Source organism: Bradyrhizobium murdochi (genome assembly GCF_000472965.1).
Taxonomy (GTDB): domain Bacteria; phylum Pseudomonadota; class Alphaproteobacteria; order Rhizobiales; family Xanthobacteraceae; genus Bradyrhizobium; species Bradyrhizobium murdochi.
Genome location: NZ_AXAU01000001.1, coordinates 516991 through 536422 on the forward strand (window position 1 = coordinate 516991; position 19432 = coordinate 536422).

Genomic DNA, 19432 nt, shown 5'->3' on the forward strand with positions numbered 1-19432 from the left:
TGCCGCACGACCGGTTCGCCGTGCGGGCCTCACACATTGGAGCTATGGATCGCCTCCACAACGGCCGCGGTGACATCCTTGGTCGTCGCTGTGCCGCCGACATCGGGCGTCGTGATACCGGCGCCCGTGACCTTCTCGACGGCGCGCATCAGCCGTGCCGAGGCTTCGGCCTCGCCGAGATGATCGAGCATCTGCGATGCCGTCCAGAAGCTGGCGACCGGGTTGGCGATGCCCTTGCCGGTGATGTCGAACGCCGAGCCATGGATCGGTTCGAACATCGAGGGAAAGCGCCGCTCCGGATCGATGTTCGCCGTCGGCGCCACACCGAGGCTGCCGGCGAGCGCACCGGCGAGATCGGACAGGATATCGGCGTGAAGGTTGGTCGCGACGATGGTGTCAAGGCTCTGCGGCTTCAGCGTCATCCGCACCGTCATCGCGTCGACCAGCATCTTGTCCCAGGTGACGTCAGGAAACTCTTTCGAGACCTGCTCGGCGATCTCGTCCCACATCACCATGCCATGCCGCTGCGCATTCGATTTTGTCACCACCGTGAGCAGCTTGCGCGGCCGCGACTGCGCCAGCTTGAATGCGTAGCGCATGATGCGCTGGACCCCGACCCGGGTGAAGACGGCGACTTCCGTGCCGACTTCTTCCGGCAGGCCGCGATGCACCCGTCCGCCGCAGCCGGCATATTCGCCTTCGGAGTTTTCACGCACGATCACCCAGTCGAGGTCGCCAACCTCGGCATGGCGAAGCGGCGAGGTGATGCCGGGCAGGATCCGGGTCGGCCGGACATTGGCGTATTGATCGAACCCCTGGCAGATCGGCAGGCGCAGGCCCCACAGCGTGATGTGATCGGGCACGTCGGGCGCGCCGACCGCACCGAAATAGATCGCATCAAATTTCTTCAGCGTGGCGAGGCCGTCGGCCGGCATCATCGCGCCGTGCTTGCGATAATAGGCCGAGCCCCAATCGAACGTTTCGACGTTGAATTTCACGTCGCCGAGCCGCCTCGCGAGGTTTTCGAGCGCAGTGACGCCAGCGGCGATGACTTCCGGGCCGATGCCATCGGCCGGAATGGCGGCGATTGAATATTCACGCATCGAACTCTCCTTGGAAACGATCTCCGCTCGTAGACCAGTCATTGCAAGGAGCGGAGCGACGAAGCAATCCATCGCTCCACTTGCGGCGCTATGGATTGCTTCGCTGCGCTCGCAATGACAGGGGCACCTGCGGGCCTTGCTCGGAGCATCCTGTGGCGGCCGCCGCCGATGGACAACTGCCTCGCGTTTATACAAAAAATTGATATAATCCTGGCGGGGAGGAGCGATGGACCTTCATCACTTGCGTTGCTTCGTGGCTGCCGCCGAAGAACTGCATTTTGGCCGGGCGGCGCAACGGCTCGACATGCTGCCGTCGGCGCTCGGTCGCTTCATCCGCCTGCTCGAAGAGGACCTCGGCACGCGGCTGATGACGCGCACGACGCGAAGCGTCGCCCTGACAGATGATGGCGCCGTGCTGCTCAAGGAGGCGCGGGCGCTGTTGGCGCAGGCCGATGCGCTTGCAGGGCGGTTTCGCACCGGCGGCCGCAAGCGCGCGGCAATCATTCGCGTCGGCGCGATCGACAGCGCCGCCGCGGGACTGTTGCCGCGGCTGTTGCACGATTTCCGCAGGCGGCGGCCTGACGTCACCGTGCAATTGGTCGAGGACAAGACCGTGCGACTGCTGCCGCGGCTGTTGTCCGGCCGGCTCGATCTCGCCTTCGTGCGCCCGCCGGAGCGGCCCGACAAGCGTCTGGAGTTTCTGTTTCTGCTGCACGAGACGGCTGTCGTCGCGGTCGCCGATCGGCATCCGCTGTCACAGCGCAAGCGCGTGACCATCGCCGATCTCGAGCACGAGCCGTTGATCGTGCCCGAACGGCGCTCGCGTCCGCACAGCCACGACCTCACCATGAAACTGTTCGCCGAGGCGGGGTGTGAGGCGCGCGTGTCGCAAATCGCTGATGAGAAGCAAACCATCGTCAACCTGGTTTCCACCGGCCTTGGCGTCGCCATCGTCCCGCGCTGGACATCGCGCATGGCGACGCGCGGCGTCCGCTTCATCCGCCTTGCCGCCTCCGACATGAACAAGCTGCCGCTAGCGGCCGCCTGGACGCGCGGCACGCGCGATCCGGTCAGGGATGACGTTCTCGAAATGCTGAAAAGCGATTTGCCGCGCTACGCGCGCGAGGCGTAGAGCGCTTGTTTGTTGTAGGATGGGTAGAGCGACGATCTACACCACGTCGTCCCGGACAAGCGAGCGTAGCGAGCGCGATCCGGGACCCATACGCCGCGGCGGATGTTGTCCGGGAAGGGTGGTCGCCGGCTGTGCTTCAACAATTGGCGACGGTGATTATGGGTCCCTGCGTTCCGCAGGGACGACAAGTGGAGACGCCTTCGCGTCTCTGTCTCAAACCGAAAAACTGGTCCCGCAGCCACACGACGCCGTGGCGTTCGGGTTGACCACGCGGAACGAGGCGCCGATCAGATCGTCGACGAAATCGACTTCTGAGCCGGCGAGGAACGGTACCGAGGCCGGATCGACCAGCACCACCGCGCCCTCGCGCGCGATCACCAGGTCATCCTCGGCCTTGGCGCGGTCGACGTCGAACTTGTACTGGAAGCCGGAGCAGCCGCCGCCCTCGACGGAGATGCGCAGCATGGCGCCGTCGCCTTCGTTCCTGAGGATTTCGCCGATGCGGCGAGCAGCCCGCTCGCTGACGGTGATGGCAGTGGTCATTGCATGGTCTCCGGCCCCGTCATACCCAATTCATTTGGTATGGCGCGTTAGACATAGTTAAGTGCGCAATCTCGCGGAATCAAATGGATAAGGACTAAAAAACCGTGTCGGTCGGAATGGCTGCCCCCCGCGCGCCTTATGGCTGCGACCCTGACCGGAGCCGCGGCCGGCTGTTTCCGGAGCCGCCGAGCCGGACTCGCAGCCCGTTCCGGCGCGATTGCGACCGGGTGATCCATTCCACCGCGTTCCGCCGGCTGAAGCACAAGACACAAGTTTTCGTGTTCCACGAGGGCGACCACTACCGCACCCGGCTGACCCATTCGCTGGAAGTGGCGCAGATCGCCCGCGCGCTGGCCCGCCAGCTCGGCCTCGACGAGGATCTCACCGAAACGCTGGCGCTGGCCCATGACCTCGGCCATCCCCCGTTCGGCCATGCCGGCGAGCGGGCGCTCGACAAATGCCTTAGGGATCACGGCGGCTTCGACCACAACGCGCAGGCGCTGCGGGTCGTGACCTCGCTGGAGCATCGCTATCCCGAGTTCGACGGGCTGAACCTGACCTGGGAGTCGCTGGAGGGCATCGTCAAGCACAACGGCCCGCTGACCAAGCGGGACGGGGCCCCGGCCGGGCCTTACAGCGACAGCGACATCCCCATCGGCATTTCCGATTTCAATCAAAAATTCGATCTCGAGCTATGGAGCTACGCCTCCCTGGAGGCGCAGGCCGCAGCGTTTGCCGACGACATCGCCTATGATGCCCACGACATCGACGATGGCCTGCGCGCCGGCCTGTTTGCCGTCGACGACCTCAAGGTGATGCCGCTGACTGAGGCGATCATCGCCGAAATCGACCGGCACTATCCCAATCTTGACGACGCTAGGCGCGGCGCGGAACTGGTACGCGAGCTGATTTCCTACATGATCGTGGCGGTCATGTCGGAGGCGGACAGGCGCTTGGCACAAGCGAAGCCGCAATCGGCTCATGACGTCCGCCACCATCACCAGCCGCTGATCGCCTTTCCGCCTGACGTCGCCGAGGAGGAGGCCGCCATCAAGGCGTTCCTGAAGCAGCACATGTATCGCCACCACCGGGTGATGCGGGTGATGGGCGAGGCGGAAGGCATCCTGTTCGACCTGTTCGCGCGCTACCAGAATTCGCCGGGGGACCTGCCGGCCGAATGGGTGGAGGGTACCGAGCGCGTCACGGATGGCGAGCGGGCGCGCCGGATTGGCAATTTCATCGCCGGGATGACCGACCGCTACGCCCTGATGGAGCACCAGCGGCTTTTTGACTCGACCCCGGATTTGCGTTAGGCGGCGGCCATGTCCGATCAGCCAGCCACACAACATCTGTTCGCCGACGCGCTGGCGCGCGTGCAGGCGATCTGCGCCGCGCTCGCAGCCGAGGGCCAATGGCCCGCCGGCACCGATTTCTCCCGCGTCGTGGTCGAACCGCCGCGTGATGCGAGCCATGGCGATATGGCTACCAACGCCGCGATGGTGCTGGCCAAGGACGCCAAGGCAAAGCCGCGCGAACTCGCCGACAAGATCGCGGAAAAATTGCGCGCCGACGATCTGGTTGCCGCCGTTGAGGTTGCCGGACCCGGCTTCATTAATCTCACCTTGAAGCCTCAGGTCTGGGCCGACGAATTGCGCACCATGCTGCGCGAAGGTGCGGCCTATGGCAAAAGCGCAGTCGGCGCCGGCGCCAAGGTCAATGTCGAATATGTCTCGGCTAATCCGACCGGGCCGATGCATGTCGGCCATTGCCGCGGCGCGGTGTTCGGCGATGCGCTGTGCGGCCTGCTGGATTTCGCAGGCTATGACGTCACCCGCGAATATTACATCAATGACGCCGGCGCGCAGGTCGACGTGCTCGCGCGCTCGGCCTACCTTCGCTATCTGGAAGCGCTCGGCGAAGTCATCGGTGAGATCCCGGAAGGGCTTTACCCCGGCGACTATCTCGTGCCGGTCGGGCAGGCGCTTGTTGCCGAACACGGCGACAAGCTGAAGGCGATGGCTGAAGCCGCTTGGCTGCCGATCGCGCGCGCCAAGGCGATCGCCATGATGATGGACATGATCAAGGGCGACCTCGCCGCGCTCAACATCAAGCACGAGGTGTTCTTCTCGGAGCGGTCGCTGATCGAGACCGGCAACAACAAGGTCACCGAGACCATCGATTTCCTGCGCGCCAAGGGCGACATCTACGAGGGTCGCCTGGCGCCGCCGAAGGGCAAGCCGGTCGAGGATTACGAGGACCGGATCCAGACGCTGTTCCGCGCCACCGCCTATGGCGACGACGTCGATCGTCCGCTGATCAAGTCGGATGGCTCTTACACCTACTTCGCTTCCGACATCGCCTATCACAAGAACAAGGTCGATCGCGGCTTCCTCGACATGATCGATGTGTTCGGTGCCGACCATGGCGGCTACATCAAGCGCATGCAGGCGGCGGTGAAGGGCGTCAGCGGCGGCAAGGCGGCGCTCGACGTCAAGGTGGTGCAGCTCGTTCGCTTGCTGCGTGCCGGCGAGCCGGTGCGGATGTCGAAGCGCTCCGGCGATTTCGTCACGCTGCGTGAAGTGGTCGACGAGGTCGGGTCCGATGCGGTGCGGTTCATGATGCTGTTCCGCAAGAACGACGCCGTGCTCGATTTCGACCTCGCCAAGGTGCTCGAGCAATCGAAGGACAATCCGGTTTTCTACGTCCAATACGGGCACGCCCGCGGCCACTCAATTTTCAAGAATGCCCGCGAGGTAGTCCCAGACCTCCCGGAGGATGACGCGGCCCGGACGGCCTATTTGGGGGATTCCCCGGTGGAGCGGCTGACGGATCCGGCCGAACTGGACCTTTTGAAGCGGCTGGCGCTCTATCCCCGGATAATCGAGGCGGCGGCGGTCGCACACGAACCACACCGAATCGCTTTTTATCTGTATGATTTAGCCAGTGAATTTCACGCGTTATGGACGAAGGGGCGGGATTTGCCCTATTTACGCTTCATTATAACTAATGATGCAGAAATCACGAGGGCGCGACTGGCTATGGTCCAGGGCGTCGTCTCGGTTCTGGCATCGGGCTTAGCCGTTCTCGGCGTCCACGCTCCGACCGAGATGCGGTAGGCAGGGGCGAAGGCCCTTCACGGATGGGGGTTCGTGGGGGTATCTGGCAGGGGCCACGCTCGTCATGGTTTGTTTGACATGGCGGGTTGGCGCTGTCCCGTAGGGGATGCATCATCACGATGGCTGATCGATATCAGGAACGACATTTTCCCTCCGCCGACCAAGATCGCGGCGAGAGCGATCCGCTTGCCGAGCTCGCAAGGCTGATCGGGCAGAACGACCCGTACGGGGCTGCCGCCAAACCGGCACCGCGTCCGCTGCAGTCGCGGGCGAATGTGCGTCCACAGCAGTATGATGCACCGGAAGATCTCGACGCGCCGCCGGCCCCGCCGGCATGGATGCAGCGTGCGCGCCAGGAGACGCGGCAGGAAACCCCGCCGCCACCACTTCCATCGCCTTTGCCGCAGGATCAGGCTCACGACGACGAGCCGGACTACCAGCCGGCGCCGGTGCACCCCTTGCACCGCTACGCGGCCCAGCATCAGGCGCCCGCGCAGGACTCGCAGGACTATTACGAGGCTCCGCAGCAAGATGCCGACGAGCCGCAGCAGGACCCGTCGCGCTATGACGAAGCGCTGTATGGACGGCTCGAAAACGGCGAGCACGACTATCGGCGCGATCCGGCCTATCCGGACGATCCGTATGCGTACCAGGGCGAGTACGAGGAGGAGGAGCCCGCTCCGAAGAAGCGCTCGAGCGGCCTGATGACGGTCGCTGCGGTGCTGGCGTTGGCTGTGGTCGGGACGGGCGCTGCCTTTGCCTATCGCACTTACATCGGTTCGCCCCGCTCGGGCGAGCCGCCGATCATCAGGGCCGACAACAGCCCGACCAAGGTAATGCCGGCACCGTCTGACGTGGGCGCCGCCAAGGCGCCTGACCGCATGCTGCCAGGCGATGGCGGCGAGAAGCTCGTGTCGCGCGAAGAGACGCCGGTGGACGTCAATGCAAGGTCCGGCGCGCCGCGCGTGGTGTTTCCGCCGCTGAATCCGAATAGCAACCCGCCGCCGGTCGCGAGCGTTTCGCCGTCCGGCCCGCCGCCCCAGACCGGCGTGAACGGTACGATGCCGAACAACGAGCCGCGCAGGATCAGGACGCTCGCCGTGAAGGGCGACCCCGCCGACAATGGCGGCATCCCGGCAGGGGCCAGCGCGCCGCCGCCGAGGCCGGCACCGACGACGCGAAGCGCGGCTGCTCCGGCTGCGGCTCCCGTAACACCGCCAGCGCGTAATCCGGCTTCGGCCAATGCCAGCGCCAATACGCCGGTGTCGCTCGGGCCGCAGGCCGATCCCGCCTCGCCAACCCGAATGGCGGCGACCAATCCGACCCAGCCGGCTGCTCCGACTGGCGGTGGCTATCTGGTCCAAGTCTCCTCGCAGAAGAACGAGGCTGACGCTCAGGCCTCCTATCGGGCGCTGCAGAGCAAGTTCCCGAGTGTGCTGGGACAGCATTCCTCGCTGGTGAAACGCGTCGATCTCGGCGAAAAGGGCGTCTATTACCGCGCGTTCGCCGGCCCGTTCGGCTCGTCCGAAGAGGCGGCGCAGGTCTGCAGTAGCCTGAAATCTGCCGGCGGACAGTGCTTCGTCCAAAGGAATTAACGGCGGTTTCCTTGACCCCGGGGCCGTGAGGGGCCTAATCGGCCCCCATGACAAGCCGCGCATTCATCACGGGCGTATCGGGACTGGAGCTGAGCGCCGCGGAGCGCGAATTCATCCGTGGCGAGCGGCCATGGGGTCTCATCCTGTTCAAACGCAACGTCGAGACACCAGACCAAGTATCTGCGCTTGTTAATGAATTTCGAAACTGCGCAGGCGAGGCGGATGCGCCGGTCCTGATCGACCAGGAAGGCGGGCGGGTGGCCCGGCTCGGGCCGCCGCATTGGCCGGTCTATCCGCCCGGCGCCACCTTCGGTGCGCTCTACAACATCGAGCCGGCGCTGGGCCTGCAGGCCGCGCGCTTGAGCTCGCGCCTGATCGCGGCCGACCTGATCGACCTAGGCATCACCGTCGATTGCCTGCCGCTGGCGGACGTGCCGGTGGCTGGCGCGGATGCCGTGATCGGGAACCGGGCCTATGGAACCGAGCCGGGCAAGGTCGCAGCGATCGCCCGAGCCGTCACCGAGGGACTGGAGCAGGGCGGCGTGCTACCCGTGCTGAAGCACATTCCCGGCCATGGTCGGGCAAATGCGGATAGCCATTTCCGGCTCCCGACCGTTGATACAGCGCGGGAAGAGCTGGAACGAACCGATTTCGCCGCGTTTGAACCGCTGGCAGACCTGCCGATGGCCATGACCGCGCATGTTGTGTTTAGCGCGTTAGATCCCGTCCAACCGGCGACGACTTCTGCGACAATCATCCGGCAGGTGATTCGCGGCGTAATTGGGTTCCAGGGTTTGTTGATGAGTGATGACGTGTCGATGAATGCGTTGGCGGGATCGATCTCGGATCGGACCCGCGCCATCGTCAGCGCCGGCTGCGACATGGTCCTGCACTGCAACGGCAAGCTCGACGAAATGCGCGATGTGGCGCGCGAGACGCCGGAACTGACGGGCGAGGCCTTGAGCCGCGCCACACGGGCGCTGGCTTCGCGAAAGCAGCCTGAGGCGTTCGACCGGCAGGCGGCGCGGGCTGAACTTGAAGCGTTGATGGATCGGGTAGGAACGGCATGACAGCTGAGATTCTATCGTTTGAAACCGGACGGCCCGCCGAAATCACCGACGGCGAGCCGGCGCTGGTCGTCGACGTCGAGGGCTATGAGGGCCCGCTCGACCTGCTGCTCACGCTGGCGCGGCAGCAGAAGGTCGATCTCGCCAAGATTTCGATCCTGGCGCTGGCAGACCAGTATCTGACCTTCATCGAGGCGGCGCGAAAGATCCGCCTCGAACTCGCCGCCGATTACCTCGTGATGGCCGCCTGGCTTGCGTTCCTGAAATCGCGGCTGTTGCTGCCCGAACCGGCCACGCCCGATGGGCCAAGCGCCGAGGAAATGGCGACTGCGCTGGCCAACCGGCTGCGCCGGCTCGAAGCCATCCGCGAAGCCGCCAACCGGTTGATGAACCGGCCGCAGTTCCAGCGCGATATCTTCCCGCGCGGCAATCCGGAAACGATCGCCGAAATCAAGCATCCCAAATTCACCGCGACACTGTTCGACCTGCTCACCGCCTATGCCACGCAGCGCCAGCAGCGCGTGCTGGCGACGGTGCATTTGGCCAAGCGCACGGTGTGGTCGCTGGCCGAAGCGCGCGCTTCACTGGAGCGGCTGGTCGGCATGGCCGAATCCGAGGAGTGGAGCTGTCTCGACGATTACCTGCTCAGCTATGTGGTCGATCCCTCGCAGCGGGCGACGGTGTTCGCGTCGAGCTTTGCCGCGGCGCTCGAACTGGTGCGCGAAGGCGAGATGGAATTGAACCAGAAAGAGGCGTTCGCGCCGCTGTATTTTCGTAAGCGTCCGCCGCAGGCCGCAATGCCTGCGCCGGATATGACGGTCGAGTAAGTGGAAGGAGACCTAGCCATGGCAAGCCTGGCGGAAAAACGCATGGAAGATGCCGAGGATCATCCCATCGACCAGCATACCGATCAGGCCGCGCGGCCCGAGGAGTTGCGGCTGCTCGAAGCGTTGCTGTTTGCCTCTGCGGAGCCGATCGACCAGGCGACCTTGGCTAAGCGCATGCCCGACGGCGTCGACGTCAAGGCGGCGCTGGCGCAGTTGCAGGCGGAATATGCGCCGCGCGGCGTCAATCTGGTGCGCGTCGCCAACAAATGGACGTTCCGCACCGCGGGCGACCTGTCGTGGCTGATGACGCGCGAAAGCACGGAGACGCGGCGGCTGTCGCGGGCGGCGATCGAGGTACTCGCGATCATCGCCTATCACCAGCCCGTGACGCGCGCCGAGATCGAGGAGATCCGCGGCGTGATCACGTCAAAGGGAACGCTGGATGTGCTGCTCGAAACCGGTTGGATTCGCCCCCGCGGCCGCCGCAAGACGCCGGGGCGGCCGCTGACGTTCGGCACAACGGAAGCGTTCCTTTCGCAGTTCAGCCTGGAGGCGCTGAGCGACCTGCCCGGCCTGGAAGAGCTGAAGGGGACGGGGCTTCTGGATTCGCGGCTGCCTTCCGGCTTCAGCGTTCCGACGCCGTCGGATGACGTGGTGCTGCGCGAGGACGAGGATCCGCTGGAGGCTGGCGATAACCTGGAACTGCTGCTGGCTCCGGCCGCCGAGCCTGAAGGCGGCAGCGAAAGCTAGTTCCGATGGCGCCGCCGATTATCCACTCAGGCGGGGTTAATAATAGCCATAATACGTAGCCGCGACAGCGATTTGCCGCGGCAGGGGTCCTTGTTTTTGACACCCCGCGGGCCTACCTTCCGCGAAAGCTTGGCCGGAAGCCGGCCGTCTCTTTTGGAGGGTTGCAGGATGGGTTCGCTTAGCATTTGGCACTGGATCGTCGTGATCGCAGTGGTCCTGCTGTTGTTCGGCCGCGGCAAGATTTCTGACCTGATGGGCGATGTTGCAAATGGCATCAAGGCCTTCAAGAAGGGCATGCAGGACGATGAGAAGGCGCCCGAAAAGCCCGCCGAACCGGTGAAGACCATCGATCACAATGCGACGCCGGCGCCGACAGCGCGGACGGATGTCGGCAGCAAGGCTGTCTGAACCAACCAGACATCTTGAACCAGGCACCCGGGATAGACGCCGGTTGAGAAAAGACGCGGGCGGCTCCAAATCTTTGCTAAAGGGATTGGGGCGCGGACGTCTCGCGTGAGCGGAAGAATTCATGTTCGACATCGGGTGGAGTGAACTGGTCGTCATCGCGGTCGTCGCGCTGATCGCCATCGGCCCGAAAGAGCTTCCCGGTGTGCTGCGCATGGTCGGGCAATGGATGGGCAAGGCGCGCAAGATGGCCGCCGAATTCCAGGGCCAGTTCCAGGAAGCCATGCGCGAGGCCGAAATGGCCGACCTCAAGAAGAGTTTTGACGAGGTCAAGGACGTGGCTACGGGTCTTTCGCCGGCCAACGTCATGACCTCGCTGCAAAAAGACGTCAACGACGCCCTGCAGATTGGGGATATCGACAAGCCTGCCGACAAGCCGGTGGATGCGCAAGTTGCCTCCGCGACCGGCGAGCCTGTCACGCCAACGACCCCAGCCCTGCCCACACCGGAAACCTTCGTCGAGGCCGAGGCGCATGTGGCGGCCTCCGAGCCGCTGGCGATCACGCGTGAAGTTCAGGCCGCGCCGCAGGATATCGCGCCGGCGGCGCCCGACATTCTCAAGGACGCCAAAGCGTCATGACCATCGAAGACATCGAGGCCAGCAAGGCGCCGTTGATGGACCATTTGATCGAGCTGCGCTCGCGGCTGATCAAGGCGCTGCTCGGCTTTGGCATTGCGTTCATCCTCTGCTTCTTCTTCGCCAAGCAGATCTACAACGTGCTGGTCTGGCCGTTCGTCTGGGTGGCGGGCGCCGAGAATTCGAAATTTATCTACACCGCGCTCTTGGAATATTTCCTCACGCAATTGAAGCTCGCGCTGTTCGGTGCCGCCTTCATCTCGTTCCCGATCGTGGCGACGCAGATTTATAAATTCGTGGCGCCCGGCCTCTACAAGCACGAGCGTGGCGCGTTCCTGCCGTACTTGATCGCAACTCCTTTCTTCTTCGTGCTCGGCTCGCTCCTGGTCTATTTCGTGGTGCTGCCGATGCTGGTGCGGTTCTCGCTCGGCATGCAGCAGATGGGCGGCGACGAGAGCGCGCAGATTCAGTTGCTGCCCAAGGTCGGCGAATATCTGTCGCTGATGATGTCGCTGATCTTCGCCTTTGGCGTCGCGTTCCAGTTGCCGGTGATCCTGACGCTGCTGGGCCGGATCGGCATCGTCACTTCCCAGATGCTGCGCGAGAAGCGGCGCTATTTCATCGTGATCGCCTTCGTGATTGCCGCCGTGCTGACGCCGCCCGACGTCATCAGCCAGGCCTCGCTCGCGATTCCCTTGATGGCGCTCTACGAGGGCGCGATCGTCGCGGTCCGCATGGTGGAAAAGAAGGCCGCCGCCGCGCGAGCCTCGTCGACGTCCACTAGCCCGCCTCCGGAAGCCAATCCGGCGGAATAGGCACTTACCGTGCTCCGCAATTGCCTGTCATTCCCCGCGAAAGCGGGGAATCCAGTACACCGCGACCTAGTGAATTTATCGCGAACGGCTCTGGAATACTGGATCACCCGCTTTCGCGGATGATGACGAGGGCCGCCGCGCACTGTAAACAATTAACAATAAGTGTTGAATGTTTGCAGAGTGACGACCCATGCACGACATCAAATCGATCCGCGACAATCCCCAGGCGTTCGACGCCGGCCTGAGGCGCCGGGGGCTGGCGCCGCTGTCGGCCTCGCTGCTCGCGATCGACGAGAAGCGCCGGGCTGCGATCCTGGCGTCCGAGCAGGCGCAGGCGCGGCGCAATGCGGCTTCGAAGGAAATCGGTGAGGCGAAGAAGGCCAAGGATGATGCGCGCGCCAATAAGCTGATGGCGGAAGTCGCCGAGCTCAAGACCATGATGCCGGACCTCGAGCTTGCCGCGAAGACGGCGGACGAGGAACTGGCGAAAGAACTCGCTGCGATTCCGAACCTGCCGCTCGACGACGTCCCCGAAGGCGCAGACGAGCATGGCAATGTGCAGCGCCATGTCTTCGGAAAAATCCGCAACTACACCTTCACGCCGAAGCCGCATGACGATCTCGGCGGCGCGCTCGGCTACATGGATTTCGAGGCGGCGGCGAAACTCTCAGGCGCGCGCTTCGTGGTGCTGAAGAAGGGCTTGGCGCGGCTGGAGCGTGCGATCGGGCAGTTCATGCTCGATCTCCATACCAACGAGCACGGCTACACCGAGGTCAATCCACCGCTGTTGGTGCGCAACGACGTGATGTTCGGCACTGGCCAGTTGCCGAAATTTGAGGACGACCAGTTCTGGGCCATTAAGGGGGAGCTGCTAGCAGCGCCGGATGAGCGATTGAAAACTGAACGTCTGGGTCTCATCCCCACCGCCGAAGTCTCGCTTACGAATCTCGTCCGCGAATCCATCGTCGATGAGAAAGAACTGCCGATGCGGCTGACAGCGCTGACGCCGTGCTTCCGCGCCGAAGCGGGCGCCGCCGGGCGCGATACCCGCGGCATGATCCGGCAGCATCAATTTACAAAAGTCGAACTGGTTTCGATCGCAACACCGGAGACCAGCCGTGACGAGCACGAGCGCATGCTGTCATGCGCCGAGGAAGTGCTGCGCCGGCTCGACCTGCATTACCGCGTGATGACGCTGTGCTCCGGCGACATGGGCTTTTCCGCGCAGAAGACCTACGACATCGAGGTCTGGATGCCCGGGCAAGGTGAGGGCGGCGCTTACCGCGAAATTTCGAGCTGCTCGGTCTGTGGTGATTTCCAGGCGCGGCGCATGGATGCGCGCTCCCGCGGGCCCGACGGCAAGCCGCGTTTCGTGCACACGCTGAACGGCTCCGGCACGGCGGTCGGCCGCGCGCTGATCGCGGTGATGGAAACCTATCAGCAGGAAGACGGCTCCATTGCGGTGCCTGTGGTGCTGCAGCCCTATATGGGCGGGCTCAAAACCATCGAGCGGGATAAATAGCGCAAAGCAAAATGGCATTGCATCGCGACATCCTTTGGATCGGGAGGCAATGGGCTGTTACCGGCCACGGGATGCAATTGATCGACCAGCGGCTGATGGGCGCCTTCGATATCGAAGTGGCCCATTTGTGGGACGACGATCTGATCGCGCGCATGCATGCCAAGGAGTGGCTCAACGTCGCTGACTTCGACAAGGGGCTGGCGGTTGCGCGGACGCGGCACAAGCAGCCGGAGGCGGGGGTGCCCGTAGCTGGGGCGCTTCCGGCGATCGAGCCCGTTGCGGCATTTTCGCCCAAGCCGGCGGACGCGACTCCGCCCTCTCTGCCCGTCGAATCGGCGCAACAGGCATCGCCAGACCTGCAGATGAAAATCGATGGCGGCGCCAGATTTGCCCGCCCCTGGCGTGTCTGGATGAAGAAAACATGAGGAAATAGGCCGGTTTGCCTCAGCCCCGATAGCCGGATAAGACGACAGCCAAAGGCAAAAGCTACCTTGACCTGAACCTGAAGGCATTTTGACGGATGCGAATTCTCTGCACCAACGACGACGGCATCCATGCGCCGGGTCTGAAGATCGTCGAGGAGATCGCCCGTGCGCTGTCCGACGATGTCTGGATTGTGGCGCCGGAGCTCGATCAGTCCGGTGTCTCGCATTCACTGTCGCTGAACGATCCCTTGCGCTTACGCGAAATCGGTCCGCGCCATTTCGCGGTGCGGGGCACGCCGACGGATTGCGTGATCATGGGCTCGCGCCACATCCTCGGCGAGAAGATGCCCGATCTCGTGCTGTCCGGCGTCAACAAGGGCCGCAACGTCGCCGAGGACGTCGTCTATTCCGGCACGATCGCGGGCGCGCTCGAGGGCACGATCCTGGGCATCCCGTCGTTTGCGCTCAGCCAGGAATTTTCCATCGAGACCCGTCACGCGCCGCTGTGGGACACCGCGCTGAAATTCGGCCCCGGCATCCTGCGTAAGGTGATCGATGCCGGCGTGCCGAAAAATACCGTGATCAACGTCAACTTTCCCGCCTGCACGCCCGATCAGGTTAAGGGTGTTCGGGTGACGCGGCAGGGCAAGCGCAATCTCGGCTTCCTGAAAATCGACAAGCGCCACGACGGCCGCGGCAATCCGTATTACTGGATCGGTTTCGAACGTGCCGCGACAATGGATACACCGGCCGATGGCACCGATCTGGCGGCACTCGCGGCGCGCTACGTGTCAGTCACGCCGCTGCGGCTGGATCGTACCGATGAAGCGTTCTCGGAAGAGTTGACGACGACGCTGAAGTGACGCGAAGCGTCATACCCGCCACCGGGTCGCGCGAACGCGCGCCCGATGACAGGCTCCCGCGGGTATCCAGTACGCCGCGGCTTCTCGGTTTCTTTCAAAGGTCTCTGGGATACTGGATCATCCGCTTTCGCGGATGATGACGGTTGGATGTGCGAATGGACGCCCTAAACCGGCGCGCTCTTCAACGTAGTGGCGATCACCTGGGCCAGGGTTTCCAGTTGGAATGGCTTCTGCAGCGCGGGGCGGTCGCGATATTCCTGCGGCAGGCCGGAGGAGCCGTAGCCGGTCGCAAAGATGAACGGACGGTTGCGCGCTGTTATCAGTTCGGCCACCGGCGTGATCACCTTGCCGTTGACGTTGACGTCGAGAATGGCGAGATCGAATTCTGTCGATTGCACCAGCTTGACCGCTTCACCGATTTCGCCGGCCTCGGCGGCTACGCTGTGGCCCAGCTCTTCCAGCATGTCAGCGACCATCATGCGGATCATGACCTCGTCTTCAACGAGGAAAACTGAACAGCCCGCCGGCCGTGTCGCTACCATGATGGATTCCTTGCCCTTCCGAGTATCGAGGTTCGCAAAAAACGGACCCGGGTGCAATGTCGGTATGGGCGGCTAGGCGGTGTGTGAAGACTCTTCGCAAAGGATTTTCCCGGGCCCCAACGTCGGGACGCGGTCCCAGTTCCGGACTAGGAACCACAATCTTAAGGAAAATCATTCCTTAAGTGCGCGGACGTTATATTACATCCGGCGAGGCCGAAGCATTGGATTGGCGGCAGACTCCCGCCACGAGACCGCTATGTCCCAAGAACCGCTCGAAAAGATGATGTTTCAGCTCACTCTGCGGCGGCGGGGGATCAGCGACCAGGCGGTGCTGCGGACCATGGAAGAGGTGCCCCGCGAGCATTTCGTGGCGGCTGGCGATCGCGGCCATGCCTATCGTGACAGCGCGCTCGGCATCGCCTGCGGGCAAACCATCAGCCAGCCCTTCGTGGTCGCCTACATGACCGAGCAGCTACAACTGCAGAAGCACCACAAGGTACTCGAGATCGGGACCGGCTCCGGCTACCAGGCCGCGGTGCTGTCGCGGCTAAGCGCGCATGTCCTGACCATCGAGCGCTACCGGACGCTGGCGGACACCGCGCGCGACCGGCTCGAAGCGCTGGGCTATTTCAATATCGAAGTGATGTTGGGCGACGGCTTCCAGATTCCGCCTGGCGCCGGCGACTTCGACCGCATCATCGTGACGGCTGCGATGGAGCAAATCCCCGAAAAGCTGTTGGAGCGGCTGCTGCCAGGCGGCATCCTGATCGCGCCGGTCGGGCCCCATCATGGCAGCCAGACGCTGGTCAGGGTGACCCGAACGGACAGCGGTTTTGAGCGCAAGGGGTTGGTCGATGTGCGCTTCGTCCCGGCCCTGCCGGGAATTGCGCGCGAACTGTAGAATCCCGGATTGGCGGTTCCCGCCAACATCTTATTCCAAGGGTTAAGCGGTTATTTACTCGGTACGTGTTTACTCAAAACAGTATTTTGTTGCGTACGAGTGAGTAACCATGTCCCGTCTCGCCGAGTTGCTTCGCTCGCGTCGGGTACCGCAGGCCGCGGTGCTGGCGCTGATGTCGGTCGGCTTTGCCGGCTGCAGCGCCGATATGCAGACGCGCTTTTCCGATAGCTCGTTCTCCAATCCCTTTGCCTCTCAGCCCGAAGCGACCGGTTCGGTGCGAGCTCCCGCCGTCGAACGCCGCGAGCCGCCGCAATATGCCCGGCCGCAGGCCTCGACCCTGCAATATCAGTCCCAGGACCTGCCGCCGCCCGCCGCTGCTGCGCCGCAGGCCTATCCCGCCAACTCGGGCGGGGTGTCGGGAGGAGGGCGCGGGATTTCGTCCTATGCGCCGCCATCGCGCCCGCCCATCGAGACCACCGCCACGGTGCCGCCACGCTCGGTGGCCGCTGCGCGCCCATCTGCTCCGGGCGGCACCACGATCATCGTCGGCACCAGCGACACGCTCGACATTCTGGCCAAGCGCTACAACGTTTCAGCCGCTGCGATCCTGCAGGCCAATGGCTATAAGGGCCCGCGCGTGCTGTCGCCCGGCCAGCAACTGATCATTCCGCGCCAGACGGCGACGGCAGCGCCCGCGCCGGCCATCGCGCCTGCGGCCAGCAAGCCGGTTGCCGCGGCGGCAGCGCCGAGCGTCCATGTCGTCAATCGCGGCGATACGCTGATGAGCATCGCCCGGCGCAATCAGGTTTCGGTCAGCGAACTCGCCAGGGCCAACAATCTCGATCAGTCCGCCAAGCTCAGCCTCGGCATGAAGCTGACCGTGCCGGGTTCGAAATCCGCCGCGACAGCACCGGCGGCCCAGCCCGTTGCCGCAGCTCCGGCCCAGCCGGCCGCAGCGGTTGCGGCATCGGCCACCAAGGTAGCCTCGGCCGGCGGTCCACCGCAGAGCGCGCGGCTCGCGCAGGCGACCACCAACGTCACCGAGGAGAAGCCGGTCGTCGAGCAAGCCTCGGTCAAGCCCAGCGAAGCCACCGGCGCGCTGCCGACCTTCCGCTGGCCGGTGCGTGGCAAGGTGATCACGAGCTATGGCGCCAAGACCAACGGCAAGTCGAATGACGGGATCAACCTGGCGGTGCCGGAGGGAACGCCGGTGAAAGCCGCGGAAGATGGCGTGGTCGCCTATTCCGGCAACGAGCTCAAGGGCTACGGCAATCTGGTTCTGGTGCGGCACTCCAACGGTTACGTCACCGCATATGCCCATGCGAGTGAACTGCTGGTGAAGCGCGGCGATACAATCAAGCGCGGCCAGATCATTGCCAAATCGGGTCAATCGGGCGAGGTGGGGTCGCCGCAGCTCCACTTCGAAATCCGCAAGGGATCTTCACCGGTTGACCCGCTTCAATTCCTGAACGGGGCGTAAGGCTTCGTGTCCCGGACGCGGTGCAGTAGGACGCTGCGCCGCAGAGCCGGGACCCAGAGCGTGCCGTGAAGTTGGACCCGGTTCTGCAGCGCACCGCCATAGCGCGTCGAAGACGCGCGTAAACGCGCTTATGGCGCTGCGCAGCGCCCGGGGAACGCAGTCCGTCATGACTTCCCGGCCAGTCTCACGCCGAGCCTTCCGGCCAATTCCTGTGTGAACTGCCAGGCGACGCGCCCCGAGCGGGAGCCGCGCGTGGTCGACCATTCCAGCGCCTCGCGCTCCAGCTCTTCGTCGGCAATCTTGATGCCGAAATGGCCGCAATAGCCGCGCACCATGGCGAGGTACTCATCCTGGCTGCAGCGGTGAAAGCCGAGCCACAGACCGAAACGGTCCGACAGCGACACCTTCTCCTCGACGGCTTCGCCGGGGTTGATCGCGGTCGAGCGCTCGTTCTCGATCATCTCGCGCGCCAAGAGGTGCCGCCGGTTCGAGGTGGCGTAGAGGATGACGTTGTCGGGGCGTCCCTCGATGCCGCCTTCCAGCACCGCCTTCAGCGATTTGTAGGAGGCGTCATTGCCGTCGAAGGAGAGGTCGTCGCAGAACACGATGAAGCGGAAATCGGAACTGCGTAAGAGGTCCATCAGGCCGGGCAGGCTCTCGATGTCCTCGCGGTGAATCTCGATCAGCTTGAGCCGGTCGGCCGGCTTGCGATCGATGTTGATACTGGCATGTGTCGCCTTCACTAGCGACGATTTGCCCATGCCGCGTGCGCCCCACAGCAGCGCATTGTTGGCGGGCAGGCCGTCGGCAAAGCGCTCGGTATTTTCGATCAGGATGTCGCGCATCCGGTCGATGCCCTTGAGCAGGCCGAGGTCGACGCGGCTGACGCGCGGTACCGGCGAAAGGCGCCCCTCCGGATGCCAGACAAAGGCATCGGCCGAGCTGAACGCCTCGGGGCCTCCCGTCGCCGGCGAGGCCGCGGAGAGATGGCCGGCGATCGCTTCCAGCGCGATGGCGATCCGCTCGGCGGTGGCGCCGTTAAGCCTGTTTGCCGGACCTTTTGTCGCGGTTTTCCCATGTCCTCGCGAGGCGGCCTTGGGGGCGGCGCGGGACGCTGTTTGAGCCGCAGTTTTCTTGACTTTTTTCGACATTTCCCGAGTTCCTGACGGCGCAGCCTTAACGGGCCTTGGAAGCTCTCGCAAGCGGCCTAAATGAGGGGGCGGCCAACGTTGCAATTGGGCCCGCCGCCGCTATAGTCCGCGCAAATTTACCCGGACCGGCGACATGTCCAAGCTGCTGTGCCCAGGCATGGCCGGTTCTTTTCCGTCTCACGAGGATTGTTCGAATGCTGATTACCCCTGCGTACGCCCAGGCTGCAGCCGGTGGCGATGCCAACAGCATGTTGATGTCGCTGCTGCCGTTCGCACTGATCTTCGTGATCATGTACTTCCTGATTCTGCGACCGCAGCAGAAGAAGATCAAGGATCACCAGGAACTGGTCAAAAACATCCGCCGCGGCGACACCGTCGTCACCTCGGGCGGCCTGGTCGGCAAGGTGACCAAGGTGGTGGACGACGACCAGATCGAGTTCGAGATTTCGGACGGCGTCCGCGTGCGGCAGATGCGGCAGATGATTTCGGGCGTTCGCGCCAAGGGCGAGCCGGCCAAGGAAAAGAGTGAGGCCAAGGACGAGACGTCCGCGAGCTGAG

20 protein-coding genes are annotated in these 19432 nt (G+C 64.0%); 16 read left to right on the top strand and 4 right to left on the bottom strand.

Features of this window, described 5'->3' with window-relative positions:
• Positions 1 to 29 precede the first annotated feature (29 nt).
• Positions 30 to 1103, bottom strand: coding sequence for a tartrate dehydrogenase (locus tag YUO_RS0102645; protein WP_028345907.1), 1074 nt, complete (start codon positions 1101 to 1103; stop codon positions 30 to 32).
• 226 nt (positions 1104 to 1329) lie between these two features.
• On the opposite strand from YUO_RS0102645, the gene YUO_RS0102650 reads away from it, so the two are divergent.
• Entirely contained in the window at positions 1330 to 2235 is a 906-nt protein-coding gene (locus YUO_RS0102650; protein ID WP_028345908.1) for a LysR family transcriptional regulator, read from the top strand.
• A 213-nt stretch (positions 2236 to 2448) separates the two neighbouring features.
• Here the strand turns inward: YUO_RS0102650 and erpA are convergent, their stop codons facing one another.
• Positions 2449 to 2778 (bottom strand): iron-sulfur cluster insertion protein ErpA, encoded by a 330-nt coding sequence (gene erpA / locus YUO_RS0102655; protein WP_028345909.1) that lies wholly within the window; start codon positions 2776 to 2778, stop codon positions 2449 to 2451.
• A 104-nt stretch (positions 2779 to 2882) separates the two neighbouring features.
• Here erpA and YUO_RS0102660 point away from each other — a divergent pair, with 104 nt between their 5' ends.
• The 12 genes from YUO_RS0102660 (at position 2883) to surE (ending at position 14800) form a co-directional block, all read left to right on the top strand.
• Complete coding sequence (locus tag YUO_RS0102660; RefSeq protein WP_028345910.1) at positions 2883 to 4091, top strand: deoxyguanosinetriphosphate triphosphohydrolase; 1209 nt, start codon at positions 2883 to 2885, stop codon at positions 4089 to 4091.
• Between the two features lie 9 nt (positions 4092 to 4100).
• Positions 4101 to 5894 (top strand): arginine--tRNA ligase, encoded by a 1794-nt coding sequence (gene argS, locus YUO_RS0102665; protein WP_028345911.1) that lies wholly within the window; start codon positions 4101 to 4103, stop codon positions 5892 to 5894.
• Between the two features lie 119 nt (positions 5895 to 6013).
• Complete coding sequence (locus tag YUO_RS0102670) at positions 6014 to 7489, top strand: SPOR domain-containing protein (protein ID WP_028345912.1); 1476 nt, start codon at positions 6014 to 6016, stop codon at positions 7487 to 7489.
• Between the two features lie 47 nt (positions 7490 to 7536).
• Entirely contained in the window at positions 7537 to 8559 is a 1023-nt protein-coding gene (gene nagZ, locus YUO_RS0102675) for a beta-N-acetylhexosaminidase (RefSeq protein WP_028345913.1), read from the top strand.
• On the top strand, positions 8556 to 9383 hold the full coding sequence (locus tag YUO_RS0102680) for a segregation and condensation protein A (protein WP_028345914.1): 828 nt from the start codon (positions 8556 to 8558) through the stop codon (positions 9381 to 9383). Before nagZ ends, YUO_RS0102680 begins: the two co-directional genes overlap by 4 nt.
• Positions 9384 to 9401: 18 nt before the next feature.
• Positions 9402 to 10133, top strand: a complete 732-nt coding sequence (gene scpB, locus YUO_RS0102685) for an SMC-Scp complex subunit ScpB (RefSeq protein WP_028345915.1) — start codon at positions 9402 to 9404, stop codon at positions 10131 to 10133.
• A gap of 168 nt (positions 10134 to 10301) precedes the next feature.
• Entirely contained in the window at positions 10302 to 10541 is a 240-nt protein-coding gene (locus YUO_RS0102690; RefSeq protein ID WP_028345916.1) for a twin-arginine translocase TatA/TatE family subunit, read from the top strand.
• A 121-nt stretch (positions 10542 to 10662) separates the two neighbouring features.
• Entirely contained in the window at positions 10663 to 11178 is a 516-nt protein-coding gene (gene tatB / locus YUO_RS0102695; protein ID WP_028345917.1) for a Sec-independent protein translocase protein TatB, read from the top strand.
• Entirely contained in the window at positions 11175 to 11990 is an 816-nt protein-coding gene (gene tatC, locus YUO_RS0102700; protein ID WP_028345918.1) for a twin-arginine translocase subunit TatC, read from the top strand. Before tatB ends, tatC begins: the two co-directional genes overlap by 4 nt.
• Positions 11991 to 12180: 190 nt before the next feature.
• Complete coding sequence (gene serS / locus YUO_RS0102705; RefSeq protein WP_028345919.1) at positions 12181 to 13512, top strand: serine--tRNA ligase; 1332 nt, start codon at positions 12181 to 12183, stop codon at positions 13510 to 13512.
• Positions 13513 to 13523: 11 nt separating this feature from the next.
• Positions 13524 to 13937 (top strand): hypothetical protein, encoded by a 414-nt coding sequence (locus YUO_RS0102710; RefSeq protein WP_028345920.1) that lies wholly within the window; start codon positions 13524 to 13526, stop codon positions 13935 to 13937.
• Between the two features lie 95 nt (positions 13938 to 14032).
• A complete protein-coding gene (surE, locus tag YUO_RS0102715) occupies positions 14033 to 14800 on the top strand; it encodes a 5'/3'-nucleotidase SurE (RefSeq protein WP_028345921.1) in 768 nt (255 codons plus the stop codon).
• Positions 14801 to 14964: 164 nt separating this feature from the next.
• Here surE and YUO_RS0102720 read toward each other — a convergent pair whose 3' ends face one another.
• Entirely contained in the window at positions 14965 to 15342 is a 378-nt protein-coding gene (locus YUO_RS0102720; protein ID WP_028345922.1) for a response regulator, read from the bottom strand.
• A 256-nt stretch (positions 15343 to 15598) separates the two neighbouring features.
• On the opposite strand from YUO_RS0102720, the gene YUO_RS0102725 reads away from it, so the two are divergent.
• Both YUO_RS0102725 and YUO_RS0102730 read left to right on the top strand, forming a co-directional pair.
• Positions 15599 to 16243, top strand: coding sequence for a protein-L-isoaspartate(D-aspartate) O-methyltransferase (locus YUO_RS0102725; RefSeq protein WP_083754436.1), 645 nt, complete (start codon positions 15599 to 15601; stop codon positions 16241 to 16243).
• Between the two features lie 109 nt (positions 16244 to 16352).
• Complete coding sequence (locus tag YUO_RS0102730) at positions 16353 to 17723, top strand: LysM peptidoglycan-binding domain-containing M23 family metallopeptidase (RefSeq protein ID WP_028345924.1); 1371 nt, start codon at positions 16353 to 16355, stop codon at positions 17721 to 17723.
• A 164-nt stretch (positions 17724 to 17887) separates the two neighbouring features.
• Here YUO_RS0102730 and YUO_RS0102735 read toward each other — a convergent pair whose 3' ends face one another.
• Positions 17888 to 18874: an ATP-binding protein gene (locus YUO_RS0102735; protein WP_028345925.1), complete on the bottom strand. Its 987-nt coding sequence runs from the start codon at positions 18872 to 18874 to the stop codon at positions 17888 to 17890.
• A 194-nt stretch (positions 18875 to 19068) separates the two neighbouring features.
• Here YUO_RS0102735 and yajC point away from each other — a divergent pair, with 194 nt between their 5' ends.
• Positions 19069 to 19431, top strand: a complete 363-nt coding sequence (gene yajC / locus YUO_RS0102740; RefSeq protein ID WP_028345926.1) for a preprotein translocase subunit YajC — start codon at positions 19069 to 19071, stop codon at positions 19429 to 19431.
• The last annotated feature ends 1 nt before the right edge of the window (position 19432 follow it).